Raw genomic sequence first — 24,096 nt, forward strand, 5'->3', positions numbered from 1 at the left:
GAAAGGTCACGATGAGCTCGCAGTCCACCGCGCCGCACGGCGCCAGCACGCACCCAACTACTCCCCGCTTCGCGGATGTCGCCCGCTCTCACCTCTTCGTGTACGTGGCGGTTTTCTTTGTCTCCTTCCTCCTCATTTCCAATATCGGCGCCACGAAGCTCATCACCCTGAATATTGGCGGTCTTGATCTGTATTTCGACGGCGGCGCGATGCTCTTCCCGCTCACCTACATCATCGGTGACCTTCTTTCCGAGGTCTACGGTTTCAAAGTCGCCTCCCGCACCATCATCCTTGCTTTCGGGGTGCAGATCCTGGCCTCCTGCTGTTTCTGGCTGGTGCAGATCGCCCCGCCCGCCCCGGATTACGCCAATCAGGAAGCATTCGAAGCTGTGCTCGGCGTGGTGCCGCGCTTCGTAGCGGCCTCCGTTTTCGGATTCCTCTTCGGGCAGCTCTCCAATTCCTACGTGCTGGTCTGGATCAAGCGCCGCTTCGGGGAACGTGCCCTGTGGGTGCGTCTCATTTCCTCCACCATCGTGGGCGAATTGCTGGACACGATTATTTTCTGCTTCGTGGCCTGGGGTGCGGATATCGCGGCCGGCAATGTCGAATTCTGGTCCATCGTCAACCTCTCCCTGGTGGGCTGGCTTTATAAAGTCGGTATCGAAGTGGCGTTCCTCCCCCTGACCTACGCCGTGGTTGGTGTGGTCAAACGCCACGAAGGCTTACGATAGGCAGCGGGCCGGTCGCGGCGTCGTCGTACCGAAAAAGGCCACACACAACAACCGCACCGCAACAGAAAGGTGAGAGCGTGACAACAGGATTTACGATCGGGACGCGCCTGGACGCGCGCGTGGGGGACCTCACCGGGCGGCCGCTGGGGCGCACCGGCGTTATCCACACCCCGCATGGCGATATCGCCACCCCGGCGTTCATTCCCGTCGGCACGAAAGCCACCGTCAAAACGCTCACGCCGGAGCAGGTGCGCGGTATCGGCGCGCAGGCGGTGCTCGCGAACGCCTACCACCTCTACCTGCAGCCCGGCCCGGAGATCCTGGACGCCGCCGGTGGGCTGGCCGCTTTCATGAACTGGAACGGGCCGACCTACACGGATTCGGGCGGGTTCCAGGTGCTCTCGCTCGGCTCCGGCTTCAAGAAAGTGCTCACCAACGAGTACGCCGGGAAAAATGCCGGGCGCGCGGATACCGAACTCGCGCGCGATAAAGAGCGCCTCGCGAATGTGGACGACGACGGCGTATGGTTCCGTTCCCACCTCAACGGCTCACGCCACCGCTTCACCCCGGAGGTGTCCATGGGGATTCAGCACCGGCTCGGTGCCGATATTATGTTCGCTTTCGACGAGCTCACCACCCTCCTCAACTCCCGGGCCTACCAGGAAAAAAGCCTGGAACGCACCCGCCGCTGGGCCGAGCGCTGCCTGGCCGAACACCGCCGCCTCACCATCGAACGCGCGGACAAGCCCTACCAGCAGCTTTTCGGCGTGATCCAGGGCGCACAATACGAAGACCTGCGCCGCAAAGCCGCCCGCGACCTCGGTTCCATGTGCGTGGACGGGCAGGAATTTGACGGTTTCGGAATCGGCGGGGCCTTAGAAAAGGAGAAGCTCGGAACCATCTGCGCGTGGGTGAGCGAGGAACTCCCGGAAACGAAAGCCCGCCACCTCCTCGGGATTTCCGAACCGGATGATTTCTTTGCCGCTATTGAAGCCGGCGCGGATACTTTCGATTGCGTCAACCCTTCCCGGGTGGCGCGCAATGCCGCGATTTACTCCCCGGACGGTCGCTTCAACGTGACCCGCGCCCAGTTCCGCACCGATTTCGGGCCGCTGGTGCCCGAGTGCGAGTGCTACACCTGCCAGAACTATTCACGCGCCTACCTCAATCACCTTTTCAAGGCGAAAGAAGCGCTGGCGGCCACGCTTGCCACCATCCACAATGAGTACTTCACGGTGCACCTCGTGGACACCATCCGCGCGGCCATCGAATCCGGGGATTACGCGGCCTGCAAAGAAGAAACGCTCGGGCGTTTTTACCGCGGCCAGTGGGGGCGCGCCTAACTGGCGCGCCTAAAACGCGCGGTGCGCCGCCTCGCTCAGCTCCCGGAAGGTCTCCGGATCGGGGAATCCGGACACTTCGTAGCGCGGCGGCCACACGTTCTCGAGCGGCTTGAAGCCCTCGGGCCACACATCGCGCGCCACATCCAGGCGAATGGTGATATTGGCGGCTTCGGGATCGGCGTCGTCAAGGTAATTAATGAAATCTGCCACCGCCGGGATGGATCCGTAGTGATCCGAGCGGCGCCACTGCGTCAGGCTCACCGCGCCTTCGTCCAGGTCATGCACTTCGTAGAGCGCCACGTGGCCCATCTCCTCGGGCCAGCGCGAGAGGAATTCCTGCTGGTGATCGTACATGCGCCCGCGGAAGGTGGAGCGCAGATTCGCCAGCGGCGCGTAGGCCGGGTGATCCGGCATAGGAATCCATTCCATCCAGCCGTCCGCGGCCACGGTGTGGGGGAGCGGGTAGATCGCGTCGTCGATATCGTAATCCTGGCGCAAACGGTTGAAGAGCGCGGGAAGCTCAGGATCATCAGCCAGCACCACGAACAGCCGCGACCGTGAAGCCGGCACAAAAAGCGGCAGCGAGCCGTGATATTGCTTGCTGATGGAGTACGCCACCTGCTGGACAAGATCCACATCCGCGAACCACGAACTCTGGTAGTTATTTGGTGCGGTGAAGGCCAGCACCCGCGCGCCCGCGTAGAGCATGACGGCCAGCTCCAGAGCCGCGTAGCCCGATTGCGCGTTCAGGCCGCGCAGCGATTCCACAGCGTGCCCGAAGAGCGGACCCACATCATCCGTTCCCGGAATCAGATCCAGGTCCGAGAAATACAGCGGAATGATGTTATCCGGAGTATCGCGCGCCAGGCCCACGCCCACGAAATCCGTGAGCGGCAGGTAGATGAAGGAATCATCCTCGCGCCGGTTGACGCGCGTGAAATAGTCCGCGGCGCGCACAATCGGCATAATCGGCCCCTCGGTGTCATCTTGTTCGTCCGAGAGCTCAGCGAGTGCGGGATCGTGGTGCGGGAAGCCGGGGTCGCTCGGATCCATGGTCCCGAAGAATTGCGCGAAGATATCCCGCCAGGACAGGTTTTTCTGGCCGCGGCCCGGAGGCGTACCGGGCATTTCGGGCGCGTTGCTTCCCGTTGGCGCGCCGGTTCCGGTAGCGCTTGCGCTGCTTTCCGCTCCGTTGTGGGGCGACGCCGCTCCCGGCTGGGTGGACCCGGCCGCGCCCTCGGTAACCTGCGGGGTGGTGGCCCCGGATACGCCGATAGTAATGAGGCGGTTGAGAAGTTCGCGCCGGCGTTCTTCGGGAGCATCCGGATCGATCATCTCAAAGGGGCGGAAGCGGAACGTGCGTCCGTCCGGGAGCAGAACATCCAGCCAGGGCCCGTCGGAATTAACCAGCGCGCCGTCAAGTTCAGGGTGAGCGGTGGCGACCTCGAGGGCCCAATTCATGAGCGACATACCTCTATTCTGGCAGAAAGTGGCGCAGGCCGCTTGCCGGGCGCGGTATCCTTGCAAGCAGAGATGTGACTCATGGAACCAGGTCGAGGAGGAGCCATGCCGTCCTATTCTTATCCCGGTGATGGGCTGCTGGCCTGCGTGCCCGGCCTGGCGGTGTTCACGCCCGCGCTACCCGCGGATCCGGCCGCGGTATGGGAAACAGTGCGCGCCGGGCATGATTTCCCCACTCTTCTCACCCATCTGTGGTCCGCGCTGGGCGCGGATTTTGCGTTGTTCTATGCCGACGGCCCGCTGCTGCGGGTCGCCGCCCACGGCCTCATCGTCCGCGATGCCACCGGCCGCGCGGTAGCGGATGGCAGTAACGCCCTGACCTGGCAGGAAGCCGCCACTACCCAGGACACCACGGTCACCGTGGGAAACGTTGGCGCTGCGGGTGCGGAAAATGCTGCTCGTGGTGGGAACGGCGGCGCAGTCGGGGGCGCTGGGGCACCCGGGAACAACGGCGCAGCTCCCGCACCGGGCCCGGCCCTCCCCTTGGAACACGGCATGGCCCGCGCCGGAGGCGCTCGTATCAGCCTCAGCCCTGTCCTCGGTGGGCGTCCGGCGGCCACGGTTGGGCGCCCGGCGGCCCTGCCCGCTGATGGCGCGGCGGCTGCGGTACCTCCGGCACCGCCTGCACCCCCGCTCCCTCCGGTGGGACAGGTGGCACAGGTGGCGGAGAGCGCCCCTGTTCCTAGCTATGCCGCAGCCACCGAAGCCTACCCGGTGCAGAGCACCGAGCCCTACCCTTCCTCCGGTATACCGGCCCCGCTCCCGGCGGTTGAATTGCGTTTCTCCTTCGGGGAAAACGTTACGCTGGGCGGGGTGAGCCCGGCTCTCAAAAATATTATTATGGGGCGCCGCCCGCTTCTCGATGCCTCGTCTGCGGGCGGGGATCCGGCTGCCACCCAGCTCCTCCCGGTTCCCTCCCCGCGTCAGGAAATTTCACGCACCCATTGCGAGGTTGCGGTGGAGGCAGGCGGCGCATTTCTACGGGACTGCCATTCCAATAACGGTACCTACCTCAGGCACGGAGATGGCCCGCTGCGCCGCATTGAGCCGGGTCACGCGGTCCGCCTGGGGGATGGTGACCTGGTAGATATGGGTGACGGCGCCAGCTTCACGGTTCATTACCGCAGCTAGCGCCGCCCCACCACGTAGACCAGCTCTCCTGCTTAGCTACTTCCGGTACAGCGTTTTGCGCTGGTAGTGCGGTTCGCTCGTGACATTCACGCCGAGGGAACGGAAAATACCATCGTCTACGGAGCCGAGAATTGTGGTGGTATGAACATCGCAATTCTGCAGATCCTTGAGCTTGCTCAGCGCCGCTGCCGCGGTGGGATCGGAGGCGGCGGAAACCGAGAGCGCAATAAGCACCTCATCGGTGTGCAGGCGCGGATTACGCGAGCCCAGGTGCTCCGTCTTAAGGGTCTGGATCGGAGTGATAGCTTCCGGAGCCAGCAGCTTCACCGAATCGTCAATACCGGCCAGCACCTTGAGCGCGTTAAGCAGCACCGCGGCGGAACAGCCCAGCAGTTCCGAGGTTTTCCCGGTCACGATGGTGCCATCCGGGAGCTGGAGCGCGGCGGCCGGCCCACCCGTGGCCTCGGCTTTGCGCAGCGCCGGGGGTACCACCGGCCGGTCGGTGCCGGTCACCCCGAGCTTGGCCATAATAAGAGCGATGCGTTCTGAGCATACGGGTTCGGATTCGCTGCGCTTCTCATCGACAAGCGCGCGGTAATACCGGCGAATGACTTCCTGGCGGGCGGCTTCGCGGCAAACGTCGTCGTCGGAAATACAATATCCGACCATATTGACGCCCATGTCCGTGGGGGATTTGTACGGTGTTTCCCCGGAAAGTTCGCGCAGCAGCAGGCTGAGCAGCGGGAACACCTCGACATCGCGGTTGTAATTAATCGTCTGTACGCCGTAGGCGACCAGATGGAAGGGGTCGATCATATTGACGTCGTCCAGATCGGCCGTCGCCGCTTCGTAAGCGAGATTGACGGGATGATCCAGCGGAATATTCCACACGGGGAACGTCTCAAACTTCGCGTAATTCGAGGTGATGGAATGCTGATGGTCGTGGTAGAGCTGCGAGAGGCAGGTTGCGAGCTTGCCTGAGCCCGGCCCCGGCGCCGTCACCACAATGAGATCACGCTGCGTTTCCACGTATTCGTTCTTCCCGAAACCGTCCTCCGAAACAATGAGCGCGGTATTGGACGGGTAACCTGGGATGCGGCGATGGCGCGCCACATTGAGTCCCAATTTAATAAGACGGCGGCGGAAGTCGCGCGCTTCGTGGTTATCTTCCTCGTACTGGGTGAGCACCACGGAATTGACCATGAAACCGGCTTCGCGGAATACGTCCACGAGGCGCAGCACCTCATCCTCATAAGAAATGCCCAGGTCAGCGCGGTGTTTTGCCTTGAGATCGCGCGCGTTTGCGGCAACGACGATTTCCAGCTCATCCTTCAATTCGGCCAGCATGGCGATCTTATTATCCGGGGTGAATCCGGGTAGCACGCGCGAGGCGTGGAAATCATCGAAGAGCTTCCCGCCCATCTCCAAATAGAGTTTCCCGCCGATCTTTTCGCGGCGTTCCCTAATTTTCTGGGACTGGAGCTTAATGTATTTTTCCCGATCAAATCCGATGCTCTGCAATGAGGGGATATGGGGGGAAGGGGAAGGGGTTTCTGTAGTAGGGATGGAGCTACGCGCGTTTTTATCAGCCACGCCGGTTCGCCTCTCTCGGTCACCTCAGCAGTACCGACAAAGTGTAGCGCCTCGCGTCGGATTTCGCATCGAGCGGGTGGGTGTGTGCGGGCGTGTGTGCGGGTGTGGGGTGCGTTTGGGCTGGCTGCGGGTGCGCGAACGCGGCGAACGGGCAAACCCGGGTGTGTTTAAACCGTTGCGCTCATCGGTTGAGTCCGCAACAATAGGGGGCGACGTTGGGAGGAGATATGCCAAAGATTTCTGCGCCAACCGTCCGCGAACATCGAGAGCTTATGACAGCTCGGCTCGTGGACGCCGCGGAAAAGATTCTCAAAGATGAGCCGGGCAAAACACTATCCGCCGGGGCGGTGGCCGCGGCTGCGGGTATCGCACGCAACTCCATTTACCGCTATGTCGGGTCGGTTGATGACCTGCGGCTCCTGGTGCTCGAACGCAATGTGCCCAAGTGGCGCGCCCAGGTGATGGGCCAGGTCGATATGAACGCCGAACCGCGTGAACGCCTCGCGCAGCTGGTGGTGGCCTGCATCCGCCAGTCCGGCCAGCGCGAATCACATAAATGGCTCATGGGGCTCATGCGCTCAGCCCGCGGGAAAGTTTCGGATAAAGCCACGGCGCATACCAAAATGGGTGTGGATAAAGCCCACGGTTTCTTCACCGATGCCCTCAAAATGTGCTGGAAAGATACCGGCATCGCGCATCCCGATATTTGGGCCTCGTTCAGCCGCGCCCTCATTTTCGACGCATTTCGCCAGGTGGAAACCGGCGCGTCGCTTGAGGATGTGTGCCGGATTGCCCGCCACACTATTCTTGCTATGTCCGCCGGGCATACAGATGACGAACTCGAGAAAGAACCACACGCATGACACACGCGCGCATCGCGATCAACGGCTACGGCAACCTGGGCCGCGGGGTGGAACAGGCCCTCAGCCTCGCCTCCGACCTGGAGCTGGTGGGGGTCTTCACCCGCCGCGAAGGCGTCATGACCGCCTCCGGCCCGGCATTCCCCGCCGCCGAACTCACCGATCCGCAGCTGCGCGCCCGCTGGGCTGGCAAAATCGACGTCGTTATCAATTGCGGTGGCTCGAAATCGGACCTCGATACGCAAACGCCGTTGGTTGCCTCCGGTTTTAACGTGGTGGATTCTTTTGATACGCACGCGCGGATTCCTGCGCACTTCGAACAGGTCGACGACGCCGCCCGCACGGCCGGCACCCTCGCTCTCATTTCCGCAGGCTGGGACCCGGGCCTCTTCTCGCTCCAGCGGTTGCTGGCCGAGGCAGTTTTGCCGGCTGGGCACTCAGAAACTTTCTGGGGACCGGGCCTGTCCCAGGGGCATTCGGATGCGGTGCGGCGGGTACCGGGTGTGAAAAACGCGGTGCAGTACACCGTTCCCAAGGAGGACGTGCGGGCTGCGGCCTTGGCTGGAGAAACGGAAGGCCAGCTCAGCGCGGGTGATAAGCATCGCCGGATCGTTTACGTGGTGTTGGAAAACGGTGCGGATCCGGAGGGGGTGCGCCAGGCCATCGTGACGATGCCGAACTACTTCGCCGAGTACGAAACTGAGGTCCACGTTATCTCCGACGAAGAGTTTGCCGCCGAACACACCGGCATGGCTCACGGTGGCGATGTGATCCGCCATGGGACTACCTCGCCGGGTACCTCGCACGCGCTGCACTTCAACCTCGCGTTGGATTCCAATCCGGAATTCACCGGTTCGGTACTGGTGGCCTGCGCCCGCGCGGTGGCGCGTATGCATGCCCGCGGGGAACGCGGGGCGGTTACCCTCTTCGATGTTCCGCCGGCTTTGCTCCACCCGGCCAGCGCGGCGCAGCTGCGCGCGGATTTGCTGTAGGGCGTTTCGCGGTGATTGTCTTCGCTACCTGCTATGCCTTGGGGTATCTCCACCGGGCGAAAAAGCTCAGCACCCGGAGTAGGATCAGCTCATCGCGGGTGCATGATTCCCGCGTAAAATTGCCGAAAAATTGGTCTGGGCAGGGTTCTGTTCGTCGGCTAGGCTGTGGCTATGTCAATCATCTATGGACCCAAGTACACAAGTCTTGAGCAGATTCGCGCACGCATGGATGCCATTCTGTCCGAACTGAGGATTTCGCGCGAAGAGTTTGAAGAACGGATGGCTGAATATACGCTCAACCGGCGCGAAGCTGAGTTCCGTGATGAGTTTGAAACCCTCCAGTGGTTCGAGGAGCTGTTCCTCGATGATTTCGAGGAAGAAGACCGTGACGGACTCGCTTGATGAGGAAGTTGAGGATTTCGCTCAGGATATAACAGCTACAGGGAGACTGTTCGACGAATCTTTTGCTGTTTACATCGCAGAGGCGAGTGCGCCCCGCAAGAATAGTCGTGTTCTTCGCGGTTACCTTAAGCTTCGCGATCCCATGTGCGTCAAGCGAATGCTCTATCTCGGAATTACGTATGAACTCTTCGTGAAGTCTCCCGAGAAATTCCTGACCGTTGAGCGGTCCAGCTTCGCGCTGCACCTCAATAAAACCACCAGTGAGCCGCTTGTGCGCTGGGATTACAACCGTAACCCGCGCTCGAAAGATATTCCGCTGGCCCATCTGCAAATTCATGCGCATCGTGACGCATGGACGCATGTCATGCTTGAGGGTGGAGCTACCTCACGGCGTGCCCGAAAAAGAGTTATTGATTCTTCCCGGACGCCCACGCTATCGGAACTCCATTTTCCGGTCGGTGGAAAACGATTCCGTCCCAGTTTGGAAGAAGTATTACTCTTCCTTATTTCAGAACTGGGTGTTTCGTGCGAACCTCAAACGAAATGCGTCCTGGAAAGTAAACAATCGGAATGGGAGAAAATACAGGCCCGGGCAGTTGTGCGAACCCACCCGGACCAGGCGCTCATCGTTCTCCGTGAGCTAGGAATGATCTAAATCAAATTCGCGGAGGCCAGCCATTCCTCCAGTGCGCTATCCGTGGCTGCCTCGTGGATATTCTCACCGCGCACGGAGAAGGGCACGCCGGTGGTTGCTTCCGGGGCCAGATTCGTGAACGTCGATTCGATTTCCACCTTCGGCGAGCCAGACCAGGTGGTGAACGGCAGCACCAGCTGGTCCGTGAGCCCGGCAGATTTCAGGTAGGTCTGCACCACCGGGGGGACCTGCTCGCACCAGACGGGGAAACCGACAAGCACGACGTCGTACCCACGTGCAGCCGGAGCCGGGGCCGTAAGCTCCGGGAAAATGCCGTCCGCAAGTTCACGGGTGCACTGGGCATGTGCCTCGTTCGGATCTGCAGGATAGGGATGAACCGGGACAATCTCAAAAGTATCCGCACCCAGGCGCGCCGCGATTTTTTCGGCCAGTACTTTGGTATTACCGATTTCGAGATTGCGCACCTCTCCGTCCCAGAAATTCAGGCCGGCACGCGAGAAGAAAGCTACGAGGCAGCGCGGGCGGGGCGCATCCGCCGGCGTTTCCTGCTGAGCCGCACGAATTTCTGACATCGGAATATCCTTCCCGCGAAGTGAGCCCTCCGCACTGAGAATTGTGACCTGAACATCACCCATTCTGCCACCGTGCCCGGGCTGCCAGCGGGTCTTTATACCCGGGGCGTCCACGCTTAATTCCTGAATTGGTTCTCAATCATTCGGGTGCCGGCACCTCATCATGCACCCACCAGCCCCGCATCATTCATCCTCCACTTCCCTAATCATTCGCGCGTCCGCGCGCCAGCACCACCCGAGTTTCCAGCGGCGTAACCACCAGAATGCTCGCCAGGCACATGGCCAAACCAAGGACCGTAATGATCCCGAGTTTCGTGAAAGCAGCGGTATCCAAGCGGGCACCCCACGAGTAATTCGTCATAAGAGACATACCCACCCCGAGCGCGGTGGTCAGTGCCGTCGTTACTACCAAGGGAATAAAGGTTTGCAGGATCCGAATCCGCGTGAAAACCGCCGTGGGGAAACCGAGAAAACGCAAGGACTGCGTCTGCTGCGCCGATTCAAAAACGAGGGAGGCGTGATTCGTGAGACTGGACAGCGCCACCACCGCAAAACCGAAACCGAGAGTCACCATGACGCCCGTGCCAATATCTGCGGACACCAAGCGAATCGCCACCGAATCTGAACCGGTCCGTTCCGGAAGTGTGGAGGTGTAGCCACCAATGAAACACAGCAGCGCGAGAGTGGAAACACTGCGCCAGACCGCACGCGGGTCGTTGAGAATCCGCCGCGCCGCCATGAGGAGCGACGCGTGGCGCGAGCGCACGAGCGGATAGGCCAGCACCTGAACAATAAAGGAAGCCGCGACCGAGAGTGCGAAAAGGAAGACGAGCAGCACGCCCGCCATCATCACGATTTGCACGATGGGGGTGGAACCACCACGAGCATTAGCCACCAGCACGTACATTATTCCGGCGACGGCGAACACCGCGAGGCGCCAAGCCCGCAGCGCACGCGGAGTTTCGCGGCGCGCCACCCCCAGGGGTGAAATCGACACCCGCATCAGCCCGCCCAGTGCCGATACCAGCGTGACGACGAAAAGTAGCGCAATAACCCCGGCCATAAAGGCAACCGGCAGCAGCATCTGGGCCGGATTAATAGGCAGCCCGAGGAAACTCAGCGCGCGCCAACCCGGCAGGGTCACCAGGTAGAGCACCGTGCCCAAAGCGGTGCCCAGCAGCCATTGCACCACCGTTTCGCACAGCGAGATCGCAATTGTTTGGGTGCGGGTAGTACCAACGAGGCGCAGGGAGGCCAGGCGCTGGGAACGATCCTGCGCGCCCAGCCGGGCGGCCCCGGAAGCTAGGGAAGAAATGGGGATAACCAGGAGCGCCCCGGCAAAAAGCGCCAGGCCGAGATACATTTCCGTGAGGCCGGCACCCACGGTCTCGCTCAGGGCGTCGAGGTGGGCGGCCATGGCCGGGCTCGGGTGGAAATTCCAGTTATAGAACATGAAAATGCCGCCGGCGATGGTCAGCGCCATGGTGGCTGCCAGCGTGAAGCTGAGGACCGCGAGAATATCCAACCAGGCATTACCCGTGCGGGCGCGCAACCGGGCCAGGGTGAGGCGGGGCGCGAAGGAGAGGATTTTCATTGCAGCTCGCCTCCGCTCGCGGTGGTGGAGTTAGTCGAATCGGCGTGGATAACGCCGTCGCGAATTTCCACGAGGCGTTCGCACCAGGCGGCCACATTCGGGTCATGGGTCACAATAATGAGGGTGGACCCGCTCATTTTCGCGGCGGTGGTGAGGATCTGGGTAACTTCGTGGCCGGTGGCCTGATCGAGGGCTCCGGTCGGTTCATCGGCAAACACCACCGCAGGTTGGCCCGCTAAGGCCCGCGCAATAGCTACGCGTTGGAGCTGCCCGCCGGACATTTCTCCCGGGCGGCGGTGGCGTTCGGGTTCCACCCCGAGCCGCGCCAGCCACATATCCGCTGCCGCCAGCGCCTCTCGCCGCGGCTTGCCTTGGAGCAGCAGCGGCACCGCTACATTTTCTCGGGCCGGCAGTTCGGGAACCAGCTGACCATCCTGGAACACAAAACCGAAATTCTCCAGGCGCATTTTCGAACGCTGCCCATCGGACATATCCGAAATCGGCTCGTTGCCCAGCAGCACCGTGCCGGTGGTGGGCGCAATAATCCCCGCCAGGCAGTGCAGCAGCGTGGACTTACCCGAACCGGACGGGCCCATAATCGCCACCGACTGCCCGCCGGGAATCCGCAATGATACCCGGCGCAGTGCCGCCACGTTCCCAAAATTCTTCGTGAGATTATTCGCCACCAAATCCGGGGCGAAATTCTGTGTTGTATCCATGGCTCTAGTCAACTTCCGATTGGCCGGTGGCGGCAGGGATCGTACTCCACACTTATGGTAGAGCTAGGTCTACCATTGCCGGATTCGCACGTGGGGGCGAGCCCGCGCCGGCTACCATGGCGGTATGACAACGCAGAGCACCGAGCACGGTGAGCACGCCACGGGCGTGGACATCGCCATGCACGTGGATAACACCCGAGCGGTGGCGCAGCAACTACGCCACGCCACGGTGCGCGGGGTGCTCGCGGGCGCCCTCGGCACCATCGCCCTGATATTCGTGGCGGTGGCGGGACTCTCTCTGCTCGGCGGATTCAGCCCGATTCCGATCACCATCGGGCTGGTCGGCCTGCTGGCCCTGGGCGGGGCGGCATGGATAGTGTGGCGCGGGAACGGGCGGGCGCTCGCGGACGTGGCTCCAGCGTCGTCGACCTGGATGGTGGAACCATCCGATCACCGCGACGTTGTGCACGCGCAACGCTCCATTGCCGCGGCTTTTGAAATTGAACGGCGCCGCATCGAACGCGACCTGCACGACGGCGCCCAGCAGTACCTGGTCGCAACCTCAATGGATGTGGGTGAGGCGGCGTTTCTGCTGGAAGGTGACGCGAGCGGCGCGGTGAGCTCGGCGGATCTTCAGGCTGCGCGCGAACGCATGGCGTCCGCGCAGGACCGCGCGGAACTGGCCCTCACCTCGCTACGCCGCACGGTGGCCGGTATTCATCCGAAAGTGCTCTCTGACCTGGGGTTGGAAGCGGCGGTACACGATCTGGTGGTTTCCGCGCCGGTGCCCGCCACCCTGCGGGTGCCGAGCCCGCTACCCGAGATCCCCGAAGGCGTGATCGCCGCCGCATACTTCACGGTGGCCGAAGCGCTAACGAACGTTGCTAAACACGCGCCCGCCGCCACCGTGACCGTGCTGCTCATCGCCGACGATGACCTTCACCTCAGCATCACCGATACCGGCCCGGGCGGCGTGATTCCGGGTAGCGGGCTGCGCGGGATCGGCGAGCGGCTCGCTACTTTCGGCGGTAGTCTGCGTATTTCCAGCCCGGTGGGCGGGCCAACAGAAATTCGCGCGCGCATCCCGCTGCTGCTGCATCGCGGGGAGTGGGGGAGCGGGGCCGGGGTGGCGGCGCTCAGCGAAAATCCGAGAACGGAGGGGACGGATGCGTCTGGTAGTCGCGGATGATTCCGCACTGTTTCGCGAAGGGCTATGCGGGCTGCTGGAGCGGCGCGGGCACACGATTGTGGCCACCGCCGCCACCGCACCGGAACTGAACGAGACGGTGCGCGCGGCCACCGCCCGCGGGGAGGTCCCCGACCTGGTCATCACCGATGTGCGCATGCCACCCACCATGAGCGACGACGGCCTGCGTGCCGCCGTGGAGCTGCGCCGCGAATTCCCGTCCCTGGGCATTATGGTGCTCTCCCAATACGTCGCCCCGGCCTACGCGCGCGAACTCTTCCACCCGGCAGCCGGTGCCGGTACCTCCGGTTCCCCCGCGACTACGACCGCGGATGCAAGCGGGGACGATGCGCCGGGAGGCCTGGGGTATTTACTCAAAGATCGCGTGGCGCGGGTGGCGGATTTCGTGCGGTCCCTGGAGATTGTGGGGGTGGGTGGCGTTGTTGTGGATCCGGATGTTGCGGCCCAATTAATGGCGACGACGCCGTCACTTCTCACGGAGCTTACCTCCCGCGAACGTGAAATCCTGGAGCTCATGGCGCGGGGCTATGCCAATTCTGCGATTGCCGCCGAGCTCTACCTCACCGGGGCGACCGTCTCCAAACACGTGGCGAATATTTTCCTCAAGCTGGGGATGCAACCCGGGGAAGAAAATCGCCGGGTGCGGGCGGTGCTGGCCTATCTGACGGAAACCTCGCGTGCGGGGTAAGCGCGTGGTGCGCCTACGCTCAGCGGGCGGGGTGCGCCGTTCGCCCGCGCCGCGGTTCGGGGTGAAAATTGTGTCGGAGGCCCGTGGGAGAATGGGAGCATGACCTCGGATCCCTGCGCTCGCCTGCTCGCTGCCCCGCCCGCGCTGCCGGTAGCAGCCCACCTCGATGAGGTGCGCGCAGCGCTGCCGCTCGCGGTGGTGAGTGCGCCGCCGGGAACCGGGAAAACCACGCTCATTCCGCCGCTCGTGGCCCGCGCGCTCGCGGAAGGCGTGCTCGCGGAAGGCATGCGTGGAGGAACCGATGCGGGCGGTACTCGGCCCGGGCGAGTCCTCGTGATTCAGCCGCGCCGGGTGGCAGCGCGGGCTGCGGCGCGGCGCTTGGCCGAACTCTTCGGGGAACCGGTGGGCGCTACCGCCGGCTATAGCGTGCGCGGGGATTCCCAGGTGAGCCGGGAAACCCGCATCGAAATGATCACCCCAGGTATCGCGGTGCGCCGCCTGCAAAGCGACCCGGAATTGCGCGGTATCGGCGCTCTTATTTTCGACGAGGTGCACGAACGGCACCTCGATGCCGATCTGGCCCTGGCCCTTGCCCTGGAAGCCCGCGCGGCTTTCCGCCCCGATCTTTTGCTGGTGGCCATGTCCGCCACCGTGGAATCTCAGCGCACCGCTGCGTTGCTGGAAGCTGGGGCCGCGGCGCCTGGGGAATCCCCGCGGATCGTGGATATTCCGGGCGTGTTACATCCTCTTACCCTGCGCTACGCACCACCCGGGCGCGGGGAAGAACCCCTCGGCACAATTTCGCGGGACGGCGCGCTCGGGGTGCGTCGGGAATTCCTGGCGCACGTGGCGCGGGTGGTGGAACGGGCCTTCCGGGAAGTGGAACTCGGTGACATATTGGTCTTCCTCCCCGGGGTGCGGGAAGTGGAGTACGTGGTGGGCTTGCTCGGCCATCTACCCGCCCGGGTGGCACCCCTGCACGGCTCCCTCAGCGGAGCTCAGCAGGATGCCGCACTCCGTGAAGTCGCGGGAACCCGCAGCATTATTGTGACCACCGCTATCGCGGAATCCTCCCTCACCGTCCCCGGGGTGCGGATCGTGGTGGATAGCGGGCTCTCCCGGGAACCCCGCACCGATTACGCCAGTGGCATCAGCGGGCTGGTCACGGTGCTGGAATCCCAAGCCGCCGGTATCCAACGCGGCGGGCGCGCCGGGCGTTTAGGCCCCGGAACTGTTTATCGGGTCATGAGCGAAGCTACCTGGGCCCGCCTCGCGGAACGCTCCACCCCGGAAATCTACACGGCTGACCTCACCGATTTTCTGCTGCAAGCTGCCGTGTGGGGTGCCCCGGAAGGGCGCGGGCTCGCCCTCCTCGATCAGCCCCCGCAGCCGGGCGTGGCGGCCGGTATGCGCACCCTCAGCGCGCTCGGTTGCGTGGTGGCAGAACATAGCGCCGGGGATGATGCGGCCGGTGCTGAGCGGGCCTGGCAGGTCACTGACCTGGCCCGCACCCTCGCCCCGCTCCCGGTCAGCACCCGGCTAGGCCGCAGCCTGCTGGAAACTACCCCGCGGTTAGGGGCGGGCACAGCAGCCCAGATCGTGGCCGCGCTCGCGGAATCGCCCCGGCTCCCCGGGGCCGATCTGGCACGGTGGCCCACCGCCGTCTCACCGGCCTGGGCCCGGCAAGCCCAGCGCCTCGAGAAACTCGCCCACCGCGCCCTGGGTGAGGTGGCGGCAACCGGCAGTGGGCAGAGTAAGAGCGGGCAGAGTGGCATTGAGCAATCGGGCAGCGGCACACCCAGTCGCGGGAAAACCGATACCGCAGGTTCCGGTAAAACCGGCGTATCCGGCTTCGGGAAACCCAGCCGGGCTGCTCGTAATGATGATGCCCTCGCCCTTGTGACCGCCTGGGCTTATCCGGATTTGCTGGCCCGCGCGGTGGATAGCACCTCAGGGCGCTACCTCCTGGCTAACGGCAGCGGGGCAATACTCCCGCAAGGCTCCCCGCTCCTCGGATCACCCTGGCTTGCGGTAGCCGATGTGAGCGCCAGCCAGGGCCGGGCGGATGCACTCATCCGCGCCGCTGTACCCGCAGATGAAGAACTCGCCCGCCACGCCGGCCGTGGCCTCATCGCCACCGGCACCGCAATCAGCTACCGAAAAGGCCGCCTACGCGCCCGGCAAACCACCCGCCTAGGAGCCATCGAACTCAGCGGCCGGGATGTGGAGCGCCTCCCGCGCGCAGCCGCCACCGCGTGGGTGAGCGCCGCGGCCCGCTCCGGAACCCTCCCGCTCGAATTCACCGCCGGAGCCCAAGCCCTGCGCGAACGCCTCGCCTTCCTTCACACCGTCCTAGGTGAACCCTGGCCCGATATGGAAGAATCCGCACTCCGCCAGCGCATCGAGGAACTAGCCGGGCCTGAACTCGCCGCCCTCGCCCGGGGCGGCAGCTGGGGAAACCTGGGGGCCGGAAATATTGAACGCCTACTGCCCTGGCCGGAAGCCACCCACCTTGATGAACTCGCCCCCGCCAGCATTACTATCCCCACCGGGGAACAACGCACCATCCACTATGCGGGAGCCCGGCCCACCGTACGCCTGCGCGTCCAAGAAGCCTTCGGCTGGGCCCGTACCCCGCAGCTGGCCGGCGGGCGCATCCCCGTCACCCTCGAACTCCTCTCCCCGGCCGCCCGGCCCGTTGCCATCACCGACGACCTCGCAAGCTTCTGGGCCGGCCCCTACGCCCAAGTGCGGGCGGAAATGCGTGGCCGCTACCCGCGCCACCCCTGGCCGGAAGATGGCGCTACCGCCAGCCCCACCAAGCGGGCCCGCCCGCGCCGCTAAATCGCGTGCGCGCCGCTAAATCGGGTGCGTGCCGCTCGGCGCGGGCGGGTAGGCGCAGTCCAGCAGCTAAAGTACACCCAGGCCGTCCCGGACTATGCCTCAGTAGCCAAAGGTCAGGGTGCCGGTTTCGTCGTCGTCGGCAAACTCCCGGCGAATAGAAGTAGCGGCCCCGGCAAGATTACGCAAACGCGCCCGCAACGTCTCAACCGTGAGGCCCGCCATTGGCAAACAAATCCGCAACTGCAAGTGCCCGCCGGACATCACCGCATCGCCATCCAAAAACTCGCCGATCCGCTCCAAAACATCGCGGGTACGGGCCTCCGTCGGCGACTCCACCAGCGATGCCGCCACGTAGAGCACATCCCCCAGCCCGGGAACATTCGCGTAACTCGCGATCATCTCCTGCTTATCTGACTCCGAACGCCACACCACCTCGAAACGGTAATGCACCCCGTCCGGCTGCGCCTGCGCATGATAATCAGCAACAAGTACCTCATACAGGCCCGCCGCTGTCGTCACATCGCGGGCATCGCGTTCGTCGCGCCCAGACTTCTTAGACATCAGCCTCCCCTTCCTGGGCGGATTCCGACAGCGCATCCGCACCGCTCAACGCCCGGGCCTGCGCCGCCACCAATGCCGCGCAGGCAGTCAGCTGCGCAGCCGGGGCTGGCAGCGCCACCGCGTAATGAATATGGGTGCGACCACCCAGCAAGCGAATCCCGCCAATTGGCAGCGTATCCGCCGCGCGCAACACTGCGATAAGATCCGGGCCGGTCGGGTCAATACCAAAATGCTCGAGCACCGCCGCCGCATTGCGGGAAAGCACCGAGTCAGATTGCGCATAGGACTGCGCCCCAGGTTGCGCTGCGGGCGTGGCGCCAGGCTGAGTGCCTGCTTGCGTGCCTGGCGGAGTGGCAACGGCATCAGACGCCGCGGATGCGGCGGCGCCGTCGTACTTGCGCATTTCCGCGCCGGTGAGTACAGGTGCCGCAAGATGAACGACGGTACGGCTATCGCGCCGGGTTGACTGCCCGGGCCAGGCTGTTACCGGCACCCCGTGAGTGACAAAACGTAAAGCCGGAGTTTCATCCGCCCGCGCACCCTCATAACTAGCACGCAAAGCCGCGGCGGCTTCCTCCCATGTTGTGAACTGTGATACCACCTCACCAGTATTCCACGTTGGCAGAAAAATGCGGCACAGGCCGGGCGTGCCGCGTACAATAGAGAACACCCCGTCCGTGCTTTCCCGCGGGCGGCCCCCTGAGCGTCCTCGTGATTTTTCCGCGGCCCTCGAGTAGCAAAGGACGGTACCAGCAGCCATGGCGCATGGAGCACATCTGGCCCCCGAGAGTGACAACCAGGCGGATGCCTCCGCCCTGGATCGGGCCCTTCTTGCTATGGTCGCCGAAGCGGCACGCCTGACCGCCCCGCGCATGTGGATCAATCGCCTGCGTTTCTCATCTCGCCGCGCAGCGGTAGCTGCACGTAGCCGCCTGCAACGCAACGGCTGGGTGCAACAATCGCAACTCTCCCAATTTGGGCGCTCCAAAGATGCCTGGATGCTCACGCTATGGTCCGCCACCGCCGTGGATAATGGTGTTATTGCCGATTCGCGTTCCTACCTTGAACTCATCGCTGCCGCCACCACCGGGCGCTACCTGGGCTGGGAGGCCTCGCTACTGCCGGCCCTGCGCGAATGTGATAACCCCGATTATTACCCGGAAGGTAGCATCGGTTGGCTCGCCCCCGGGGATGAGAATTATCTACACGAAGCACGCGAAGAAGCGAAGAAACTGGTGCCGCGCGGCCGGGAACTACCCCGGAATTTACGGGATATTTGCGCATTGCTGCCCGAATTGCGCGGCCAGCGTTCCCGGCAGGCCCTCGCCTCCGGGCTCGGAGTGCTTATCGGGGACCGGCTGGTGGCCCATGCGCCGCTAGCCTGGGTCGCCTATCGCCAGCGCGGCGGTTTTTATCCCTGCCTGCTGGGTCTGGAACGCGATACCGCCTATTTCCCCGAATCTATCGTTGCCGAAGCTTATGACGCCGAAGCGGACCTGTGGGAACGCCTCCGGGAAGCGGTGCTGGAACTACCCGCGGCCGAGCAGTAACGAATACCGCGCCGCACCTTCAATTTGGCTGGCAATCCACCCCGGCCGCTGCCCGCTGATCTCAAAAGCGTGGCTGAAATAAAGATCGGTGCCGTGCACCACCACCCCGCCGAGTGGAAGAGCCGCGGCCTGGTGTGCCGCCTCCCGAACTCCTTCCGCGGTGGCATCTCCCAGGCGCAACGTCACCGCCGCGCTATCCGCCCCGCTGACCAGGGTATTGCGTAGCATCACCACCGGAACCTCAGAGCCATCCACGCGGAGCGTGGCCCCAAAACCGTATTCGGCCTGAGCCGCATCGCGCTGCCCGAGCAACGGAGCGAGTGCGGAAACTAAACCATTCCAGCGATACACCCCGGCCGTGCCCAGGAGTTCATCGAAACGGGCATCCACCCCGGCCGGGTCTGTGAACTGATCGGCATTCCCGGGTGCATTACCCACAAAAGGATTCATTTCCGGGCGCGCGGAAAACGTATCCTCCAGAATATCCCCGGCGCCGGCCACCGCTTCCGGCCCAAAAAGATCATCCTTTGTGGGGGGAACGTTATCGAGACCGCGCACGAATACCGCGGTAGCGTCAATAGCGGCGACGACGAGGAACTTCACCATGCTGGTTAGCCGCGAGAAAGGCAAGCCGGCCATGCGCAAAGCCAGATGCAGGACCACCTCCTCTCCGACAATACGCACATCCCCCAGAGAGAAGGTCTCAAAAACCCAGCCGGCCAAGCCGGTCACATCGATGAGATCCGCCCGGCCCACCCCGCAGCGCAGATTGAGATAGGAACGACCCTCCCCATCGCGGGCAGGAGAAAGCTCCACCGTTTTTAGGTTGTGCCCGATCGCCACGGCCAGGCGCAGCCCTTCCGTGGATGCCACCGGTCGCATCCCCGCCCGGCATGCGGTCACCACGCGTTCCCAGGTATTAATAATGTAGCCAGGTTCACCGGGTTCGGCTTCCGGAATATCGCCGAGGGAAGCGGCGATGGTGTCAATTTCCCGTCCGATAGCGTCCATCTCATCCATGGGGGAAGTCTACCCGGGGCCTACGCCAGCAAAATGCGGTGTTCACGTTCGGCGGGGCGGTGGGCGACATCATATTAAGTAAAAATGTGGCGAATAACCGGGGAGAAAGTCCCAGCTGTGGAGTGACGCCCTCGCGCGCGGGGCTAAACTCGCGTAGGATTAAGCCCCGTCACCAAAAAGTAAGGGTACCCTTACTTACGAGCGCTGGGCCTCCTCACGGATGTATCCACTCAGGACCTCAACGCCCAGTATAAGCCAGAAAGGGGATGGTGATGGGAATGGGATATAAACGGGGTGCGGTACGGGCCGGCCTGGCCGCGCTGCTGGTGAGCATGCTTGCCGTGGTGGGGGCCTGCGGGACTGCGTCGTCGCAAGAAAAAAACGCAGGAAGTGAGAAACCGCAGGTACTCACCACCTTCACGGTACTGGCAGATATGGCACGGAATATCGCCGGCGAACATATGGAGGTCGCGTCGATCACCAATCCGGGGGAAGAAATCCATGATTATCAGCCTTCGCCCGGTGATATTAAGCGCGCGGAAGGCGCCGATATCATCCTCTACAACGGCCTGGGCCTGGAGCGATGGTTTGAGAAATTCGTAGAGAATTCCACTGCTGAACGCGTTAACCTCTCCGATGGAATTGAGCCGGTCGCCATCGCGGAAGGTGATTACCAGGGCAAACCGAATCCGCACGCATGGATGAGTCCGAAGAACGGCAAACTCTACGTGGATAATATGGTCGCTGCTTTTTCTAAGGTAGATCCCGATCACGCCCAGGCCTATCGCACCAACGGCGAAAATTACAAGAAACAACTGGATGCCATCGCCACCGATATGGACGCAGCCCTGGCTACCATTCCCGAATCCCAGCGCGCGCTGGTGAGCTGCGAAGGTGCTTTCTCCTACCTCACGCGTGATCACGGCCTGCAAGAAAAGTACCTGTGGGCAGTCAACGCCGAAGGCGCGCAAACCCCCAAGGCCAAGGCCGACCTTGAGAATTTCGTGCGCACCTCCGGGGTGCGGGCGCTGTTCTGCGAATCCACCGTGGATGACAAAATGGCGTCCGTTGCCGAAGACACCGGTGTTCCGGTAGCCGGCTTACTGTACGTAGACTCGCTTTCCGAGGCGGACGGTCCCGTGCCCACCTACCTCGATTTGCTTCGGTACGACGCCGATCTCATCACCCGCGGGCTCACCGGCAAGGCCGGCGAATCCGCGAGCGAACCCACGAAACCAGCCGGCAAGTAAACGCCGCTCGCATATAAACGCTGCTTTCACGTGAACGTTGCTAACACGGCAACGATGTTCGCAATATATGCAGCTCGCACCTACGCACAATCGCAGAAAGGCGGAGGAACGGTGGCAACACCAATAGAATCTCCGAAATACGCTCTGGAAGTGAGCGGTGTTCACGCGCGCTACGGCTCGGTGCAAGCCCTCACCTCGGTGAGCTTCGGGCTGACCCCGGGTGTTATTTGCGCCCTCGTGGGGCAAAACGGCTCGGGTAAATCCACCCTCATGAAATCAATTATGGGATCGGTGCGGCACGGCGGGGATATTACGATCCTCGGCCAGAGCGGCACCCGGGCCCGCAAAGCCGGCCTGGTCGGCTACGTTCCCCAAAACGAAGGCGTGGACTGGGCTTTCCCGGTGAGCGTCCGCGAGGTGGTGACCATGGGCCGCTACGGCTTCATGGGCCCTACCCGCCGCGCCCGCACCGAAGATCGGGAGGCGGTGCGCCACGCCCTCGACATGGTAGAAATGACCCCCTACGCCGAGCGCCAGATCGGATCGCTTTCCGGTGGGCAGCGCAAACGCGTATTTATTGCCCGCGCCATCGCCCAGGGCGCCCAGCTCATGCTCCTCGATGAGCCCTTCGCCGGGGTGGATAAACCGTCGGAAACCATGATTATTGCGCTGCTCCAGAAACTGGCGGCTTCCGGGGTAACTATCCTGGTCGCCACCCACGACCTGGCCGGCCTGCCCCAACTGTGCTCCGAAGTGCTCCTCCTCAACCGCCGTGTTATTTTCCACGGCCCGGTGGCCGAAGCCATGAAGCCCGAGCACCTCATGCAGGCTTTCGGCGTCGTCCCCGATCACCACGAACCGGACCCGGCCGCGGACCCGGCCACGCACCTGCGCAAGGCAAAGGAGAATCGCTAGTGTGGTACGAACTTTTCGTTGAAATGTGGACGCACCCCTTTATGGTGCGCGGGGCTACGGTCACCCTCACCGCGGCGATAGTGTGCGCGGTCATCAGCTGTTGGCTGGTGCTCATTGGCTGGTCGCTCATGGGCGACGCGCTCTCGCACGCGATTCTGCCCGGCGTGGTTATCGCCTATGTGCTCGGGATGCCCTTCTCCCTGGGTGCGGTCATTGCCGCGCTCATCGCGGTGGCGCTGATTTTCCTGCTGCGCTCCACCTCGCGAGTCAAAGAAGACGCCTCCATGGGAGCAGTATTTACTTTGTTCTTCGCGGTCGGGTTGATCCTTATCAAACTCAACCCCTCCAATGTGGACCTCAACCACGTCATCTTCGGTGACCTGCTGGGTGTCACGCGCGCGGATATGATCCAGGTGGTCATCCTGGCACCCCTCGCGCTCGCGATTCTGCTGTTCAAGCGGCGCGACCTCACCGCCTACGCTTTCGACCCCACCCATCTGCAAGCCATCGGCATCCGGGCCCGCACGCTCGGCGCGATTTTGCTCTTCTGCCTGGCGCTCACGGTGGTGACAGCCATGCAGGCGGTGGGCGCGATCCTCATTATTGCGCTGGTGATCGTGCCGGGAGCCACGGCTTACCTGGTCACCAATCGCTTCCGCGTCATGCTCATATTCGCCCCGGTTTTCGCGGCGGTGTGCGCGCTGGTGGGTCTGTACGTTTCCTACTGGCTCGACCTTCCTTCCGGCGCCGCGGTGGTCACGGCCCAGGGCCTCATGTTCCTGGTGGTCTGGTTGATTTCCCCGCACGGTTTGCGCGGCAAGCTCGAGGGCGCGCGCACCCGCGCTGCCACGGTTTCCATATAGAACGACGGCGCAGCTAGCGGGCGGTGGCCTTCCCCTAAAATATCGGTGCGCCAAGAAACAGGTGTGGCCCAGAACCTTCGCGGTCCTGGGCCACACCTGTTTTTGCTAGTGCTTGATGTACTGGCTATGCGCTGCTTAGCTTGCGCTGTGTTGTAGCCATGCGCCGTGCTTGGCTAGGTGCTACTTAGCTATGCCGGCGCCGCACCAGCATCCCGGTTCCCAGCAAAGCAATGGCACCAGCCAACAACCACGCGCTTTCCGCGCCGGTGGCGGTCAGCTTCTTCGAGATCATGCTCTTGTAACCGGAGCACTGAGACGCAGCCCATTGGCGTAAGCGGTCTGGCAGTGCAGATTGAAACCACCGGCAAGGGGGCCTTCTTCGCGGCAGCCACATCTCTAGGCGCCTGACCGTGGGCAGGGGCTGCTGCACGGGAGAAGCAGGATGCTAATCGGCGGTACTGTGCGGAAAGAGTGTGGGAGGCGGGTGTGCGTCGTCGTAAAATTATGTAATCTAAAACCATTGAGGTAACAAACTTCGCGCAAGGGTGCGGGAAAGAGATCCCCTCATTCGTCGCGGTGTTCGCGAGAAAGGTGCACGGTCATGGGTGTTATTCGGGGCGTGACGGAAGAAGATATTCTCGCGTTTCTTCGCGAGAACGGTATCGAGGCGGGCGCGAACTACCTCGTGGCACGCAAGTATCGCAGCTTCCTGAATGGAATCAGCAAGCTCCTGGTCTCAAGCCTGTGGAATGCAATCGATGCGGCGGTGATCCGGGTGCTCGTGGTCACCGATGTCGAGTTTATTGTGATCAATCCGGAAGGTGTGTCGGGGCTGTCACATATTTCGCGAGCGGACGGCAAGCGTTTCCGGCGGTACTCGTGGGAGAGCGTGATCGATTTCCATGTGGAGCGCAAAGCTACGACCGCGCTTATTAGCTGGACCGTGGAGGGCAAGGCACAGACGTGGGAAGTTGATGTGACCGATCCGGGGGTCTTCAGCTTCAACCCGGGCTAATAGACAAATGGTGGGTCTTATATCCGGGGTTTGCCCTGCCATAGCAACGAAAAGTCAGCCTTATTGAGCT

24 protein-coding genes are annotated in these 24,096 nt (G+C 63.0%); 15 read left to right on the plus strand and 9 right to left on the minus strand.

What is annotated here, in order from left to right; genetic code table 11:
• Positions 1-11: 11 nt before the first annotated feature.
• Both ACRQEG_RS02885 and tgt read left to right on the plus strand, forming a co-directional pair.
• Positions 12-731 (plus strand): queuosine precursor transporter, encoded by a 720-nt coding sequence (locus ACRQEG_RS02885; RefSeq protein ID WP_284901040.1) that lies wholly within the window; start codon positions 12-14, stop codon positions 729-731.
• Between the two features lie 107 nt (positions 732-838).
• The gene (tgt, locus tag ACRQEG_RS02890) at positions 839-2,074 is read left to right on the plus strand and encodes a tRNA guanosine(34) transglycosylase Tgt (RefSeq protein ID WP_284901054.1); all 1,236 of its coding nucleotides are present in this window, start codon (positions 839-841) and stop codon (positions 2,072-2,074) included.
• A 9-nt stretch (positions 2,075-2,083) separates the two neighbouring features.
• Here the strand turns inward: tgt and ACRQEG_RS02895 are convergent, their stop codons facing one another.
• The gene (locus ACRQEG_RS02895; protein WP_320757443.1) at positions 2,084-3,544 is read right to left on the minus strand and encodes a hypothetical protein; all 1,461 of its coding nucleotides are present in this window, start codon (positions 3,542-3,544) and stop codon (positions 2,084-2,086) included.
• A gap of 96 nt (positions 3,545-3,640) precedes the next feature.
• Between ACRQEG_RS02895 and ACRQEG_RS02900 the strand changes: the two genes are divergently transcribed.
• On the plus strand, positions 3,641-4,726 hold the full coding sequence (locus tag ACRQEG_RS02900; protein ID WP_435733775.1) for an FHA domain-containing protein: 1,086 nt from the start codon (positions 3,641-3,643) through the stop codon (positions 4,724-4,726).
• 36 nt (positions 4,727-4,762) lie between these two features.
• Here the strand turns inward: ACRQEG_RS02900 and ACRQEG_RS02905 are convergent, their stop codons facing one another.
• Positions 4,763-6,247 (minus strand): DUF1846 domain-containing protein, encoded by a 1,485-nt coding sequence (locus ACRQEG_RS02905; RefSeq protein ID WP_039898180.1) that lies wholly within the window; start codon positions 6,245-6,247, stop codon positions 4,763-4,765.
• Between the two features lie 299 nt (positions 6,248-6,546).
• Here ACRQEG_RS02905 and ACRQEG_RS02910 point away from each other — a divergent pair, with 299 nt between their 5' ends.
• From ACRQEG_RS02910 to ACRQEG_RS02925, 4 genes are all read left to right on the plus strand, one after another.
• Positions 6,547-7,182, plus strand: a complete 636-nt coding sequence (locus tag ACRQEG_RS02910; protein ID WP_016441998.1) for a hypothetical protein — start codon at positions 6,547-6,549, stop codon at positions 7,180-7,182.
• Positions 7,179-8,171, plus strand: coding sequence for a diaminopimelate dehydrogenase (locus tag ACRQEG_RS02915; RefSeq protein ID WP_320758154.1), 993 nt, complete (start codon positions 7,179-7,181; stop codon positions 8,169-8,171). The genes ACRQEG_RS02910 and ACRQEG_RS02915 overlap by 4 nt, the downstream gene beginning before the upstream one ends.
• Positions 8,172-8,342: 171 nt before the next feature.
• Positions 8,343-8,573: a hypothetical protein gene (locus tag ACRQEG_RS02920; RefSeq protein ID WP_274732651.1), complete on the plus strand. Its 231-nt coding sequence runs from the start codon at positions 8,343-8,345 to the stop codon at positions 8,571-8,573.
• A complete protein-coding gene (locus ACRQEG_RS02925; RefSeq protein WP_320758155.1) occupies positions 8,557-9,228 on the plus strand; it encodes a hypothetical protein in 672 nt (223 codons plus the stop codon). The genes ACRQEG_RS02920 and ACRQEG_RS02925 overlap by 17 nt, the downstream gene beginning before the upstream one ends.
• Here the strand turns inward: ACRQEG_RS02925 and ACRQEG_RS02930 are convergent.
• From ACRQEG_RS02930 to ACRQEG_RS02940, 3 genes are all read right to left on the minus strand, one after another.
• Positions 9,225-9,800 (minus strand): flavodoxin, encoded by a 576-nt coding sequence (locus tag ACRQEG_RS02930; RefSeq protein WP_196800221.1) that lies wholly within the window; start codon positions 9,798-9,800, stop codon positions 9,225-9,227. The two genes, ACRQEG_RS02925 and ACRQEG_RS02930, sit on opposite strands and share 4 nt — an antisense overlap.
• Positions 9,801-10,002: 202 nt before the next feature.
• A complete protein-coding gene (locus tag ACRQEG_RS02935; protein WP_320758156.1) occupies positions 10,003-11,394 on the minus strand; it encodes an ABC transporter permease family protein in 1,392 nt (463 codons plus the stop codon).
• The gene (locus ACRQEG_RS02940) at positions 11,391-12,113 is read right to left on the minus strand and encodes an ABC transporter ATP-binding protein (RefSeq protein WP_320758157.1); all 723 of its coding nucleotides are present in this window, start codon (positions 12,111-12,113) and stop codon (positions 11,391-11,393) included. The genes ACRQEG_RS02935 and ACRQEG_RS02940 overlap by 4 nt, the downstream gene beginning before the upstream one ends.
• Before the next feature lie 124 nt (positions 12,114-12,237).
• On the opposite strand from ACRQEG_RS02940, the gene ACRQEG_RS02945 reads away from it, so the two are divergent.
• The 3 genes from ACRQEG_RS02945 to ACRQEG_RS02955 all read left to right on the plus strand — a co-directional run bounded on the left by ACRQEG_RS02945 (position 12,238) and on the right by ACRQEG_RS02955 (position 16,852).
• Positions 12,238-13,302 carry a sensor histidine kinase gene (locus ACRQEG_RS02945; protein ID WP_320758158.1) on the plus strand — a complete coding sequence of 355 codons (1,065 nt, stop codon included), beginning with the start codon at positions 12,238-12,240 and terminating at the stop codon, positions 13,300-13,302.
• Positions 13,280-14,008, plus strand: coding sequence for a response regulator transcription factor (locus ACRQEG_RS02950; protein ID WP_016441990.1), 729 nt, complete (start codon positions 13,280-13,282; stop codon positions 14,006-14,008). The genes ACRQEG_RS02945 and ACRQEG_RS02950 overlap by 23 nt, the downstream gene beginning before the upstream one ends.
• A 99-nt stretch (positions 14,009-14,107) precedes the next feature.
• Entirely contained in the window at positions 14,108-16,852 is a 2,745-nt protein-coding gene (locus ACRQEG_RS02955; protein WP_320758159.1) for an ATP-dependent RNA helicase, read from the plus strand.
• Between the two features lie 99 nt (positions 16,853-16,951).
• Here ACRQEG_RS02955 and ACRQEG_RS02960 read toward each other — a convergent pair whose 3' ends face one another.
• Together ACRQEG_RS02960 and ACRQEG_RS02965 are read right to left on the minus strand one after the other, a co-directional pair.
• Positions 16,952-17,413, minus strand: a complete 462-nt coding sequence (locus ACRQEG_RS02960; protein WP_274734527.1) for a hypothetical protein — start codon at positions 17,411-17,413, stop codon at positions 16,952-16,954.
• Positions 17,406-18,014, minus strand: a complete 609-nt coding sequence (locus tag ACRQEG_RS02965; RefSeq protein ID WP_320758160.1) for a hypothetical protein — start codon at positions 18,012-18,014, stop codon at positions 17,406-17,408. The genes ACRQEG_RS02960 and ACRQEG_RS02965 overlap by 8 nt, the downstream gene beginning before the upstream one ends.
• Positions 18,015-18,171: 157 nt before the next feature.
• On the opposite strand from ACRQEG_RS02965, the gene ACRQEG_RS02970 reads away from it, so the two are divergent.
• Positions 18,172-18,963 carry a hypothetical protein gene (locus ACRQEG_RS02970; RefSeq protein WP_320758161.1) on the plus strand — a complete coding sequence of 264 codons (792 nt, stop codon included), beginning with the start codon at positions 18,172-18,174 and terminating at the stop codon, positions 18,961-18,963.
• Here the strand turns inward: ACRQEG_RS02970 and ACRQEG_RS02975 are convergent.
• Entirely contained in the window at positions 18,943-19,983 is a 1,041-nt protein-coding gene (locus ACRQEG_RS02975; RefSeq protein WP_320758162.1) for a hypothetical protein, read from the minus strand. The genes ACRQEG_RS02970 and ACRQEG_RS02975 overlap by 21 nt on opposite strands.
• Before the next feature lie 272 nt (positions 19,984-20,255).
• Here ACRQEG_RS02975 and ACRQEG_RS02980 point away from each other — a divergent pair, with 272 nt between their 5' ends.
• From ACRQEG_RS02980 to ACRQEG_RS02990, 3 genes are all read left to right on the plus strand, one after another.
• On the plus strand, positions 20,256-21,233 hold the full coding sequence (locus tag ACRQEG_RS02980; RefSeq protein WP_320758163.1) for a metal ABC transporter substrate-binding protein: 978 nt from the start codon (positions 20,256-20,258) through the stop codon (positions 21,231-21,233).
• Positions 21,234-21,344: 111 nt separating this feature from the next.
• A complete protein-coding gene (locus ACRQEG_RS02985; RefSeq protein ID WP_320758164.1) occupies positions 21,345-22,148 on the plus strand; it encodes a metal ABC transporter ATP-binding protein in 804 nt (267 codons plus the stop codon).
• Positions 22,149-22,171: 23 nt separating this feature from the next.
• Positions 22,172-23,011: a metal ABC transporter permease gene (locus ACRQEG_RS02990; protein ID WP_284901051.1), complete on the plus strand. Its 840-nt coding sequence runs from the start codon at positions 22,172-22,174 to the stop codon at positions 23,009-23,011.
• 184 nt (positions 23,012-23,195) lie between these two features.
• Here ACRQEG_RS02990 and ACRQEG_RS02995 read toward each other — a convergent pair whose 3' ends face one another.
• Positions 23,196-23,303 carry an LPXTG cell wall anchor domain-containing protein gene (locus tag ACRQEG_RS02995; protein WP_284901008.1) on the minus strand — a complete coding sequence of 36 codons (108 nt, stop codon included), beginning with the start codon at positions 23,301-23,303 and terminating at the stop codon, positions 23,196-23,198.
• Between the two features lie 309 nt (positions 23,304-23,612).
• Between ACRQEG_RS02995 and ACRQEG_RS03000 the strand changes: the two genes are divergently transcribed.
• Positions 23,613-24,026, plus strand: a complete 414-nt coding sequence (locus ACRQEG_RS03000) for a hypothetical protein (RefSeq protein WP_320758165.1) — start codon at positions 23,613-23,615, stop codon at positions 24,024-24,026.
• Positions 24,027-24,096: the final 70 nt, after the last annotated feature.

Source organism: Actinotignum stranguriae (assembly GCF_051265215.1).
GTDB classification, from domain to species: Bacteria; Actinomycetota; Actinomycetes; order Actinomycetales; family Actinomycetaceae; genus Actinotignum; species Actinotignum schaalii_C.

Coding starts and splice junctions, on each gene's coding strand:
- ACRQEG_RS02885 (WP_284901040.1), top strand. CDS start 12: ATGAGCTCGCAGTCCACCGCGCCGCACGGCGCCAGCACGCACCCAACT.
- ACRQEG_RS02895 (WP_320757443.1), bottom strand. CDS start 3,544: ATGTCGCTCATGAATTGGGCCCTCGAGGTCGCCACCGCTCACCCTGAA.
- ACRQEG_RS02900 (WP_435733775.1), top strand. CDS start 3,641: ATGCCGTCCTATTCTTATCCCGGTGATGGGCTGCTGGCCTGCGTGCCC.
- ACRQEG_RS02910 (WP_016441998.1), top strand. CDS start 6,547: ATGCCAAAGATTTCTGCGCCAACCGTCCGCGAACATCGAGAGCTTATG.
- ACRQEG_RS02915 (WP_320758154.1), top strand. CDS start 7,179: ATGACACACGCGCGCATCGCGATCAACGGCTACGGCAACCTGGGCCGC.
- ACRQEG_RS02920 (WP_274732651.1), top strand. CDS start 8,343: ATGTCAATCATCTATGGACCCAAGTACACAAGTCTTGAGCAGATTCGC.
- ACRQEG_RS02930 (WP_196800221.1), bottom strand. CDS start 9,800: ATGTCAGAAATTCGTGCGGCTCAGCAGGAAACGCCGGCGGATGCGCCC.
- ACRQEG_RS02935 (WP_320758156.1), bottom strand. CDS start 11,394: ATGAAAATCCTCTCCTTCGCGCCCCGCCTCACCCTGGCCCGGTTGCGC.
- ACRQEG_RS02940 (WP_320758157.1), bottom strand. CDS start 12,113: ATGGATACAACACAGAATTTCGCCCCGGATTTGGTGGCGAATAATCTC.
- ACRQEG_RS02945 (WP_320758158.1), top strand. CDS start 12,238: ATGACAACGCAGAGCACCGAGCACGGTGAGCACGCCACGGGCGTGGAC.
- ACRQEG_RS02950 (WP_016441990.1), top strand. CDS start 13,280: ATGCGTCTGGTAGTCGCGGATGATTCCGCACTGTTTCGCGAAGGGCTA.
- ACRQEG_RS02955 (WP_320758159.1), top strand. CDS start 14,108: ATGACCTCGGATCCCTGCGCTCGCCTGCTCGCTGCCCCGCCCGCGCTG.
- ACRQEG_RS02960 (WP_274734527.1), bottom strand. CDS start 17,413: ATGTCTAAGAAGTCTGGGCGCGACGAACGCGATGCCCGCGATGTGACG.
- ACRQEG_RS02970 (WP_320758161.1), top strand. CDS start 18,172: ATGGCGCATGGAGCACATCTGGCCCCCGAGAGTGACAACCAGGCGGAT.
- ACRQEG_RS02975 (WP_320758162.1), bottom strand. CDS start 19,983: ATGGATGAGATGGACGCTATCGGACGGGAAATTGACACCATCGCCGCT.
- ACRQEG_RS02980 (WP_320758163.1), top strand. CDS start 20,256: ATGGGAATGGGATATAAACGGGGTGCGGTACGGGCCGGCCTGGCCGCG.
- ACRQEG_RS02990 (WP_284901051.1), top strand. CDS start 22,172: ATGTGGACGCACCCCTTTATGGTGCGCGGGGCTACGGTCACCCTCACC.
- ACRQEG_RS02995 (WP_284901008.1), bottom strand. CDS start 23,303: ATGATCTCGAAGAAGCTGACCGCCACCGGCGCGGAAAGCGCGTGGTTG.
- ACRQEG_RS03000 (WP_320758165.1), top strand. CDS start 23,613: ATGGGTGTTATTCGGGGCGTGACGGAAGAAGATATTCTCGCGTTTCTT.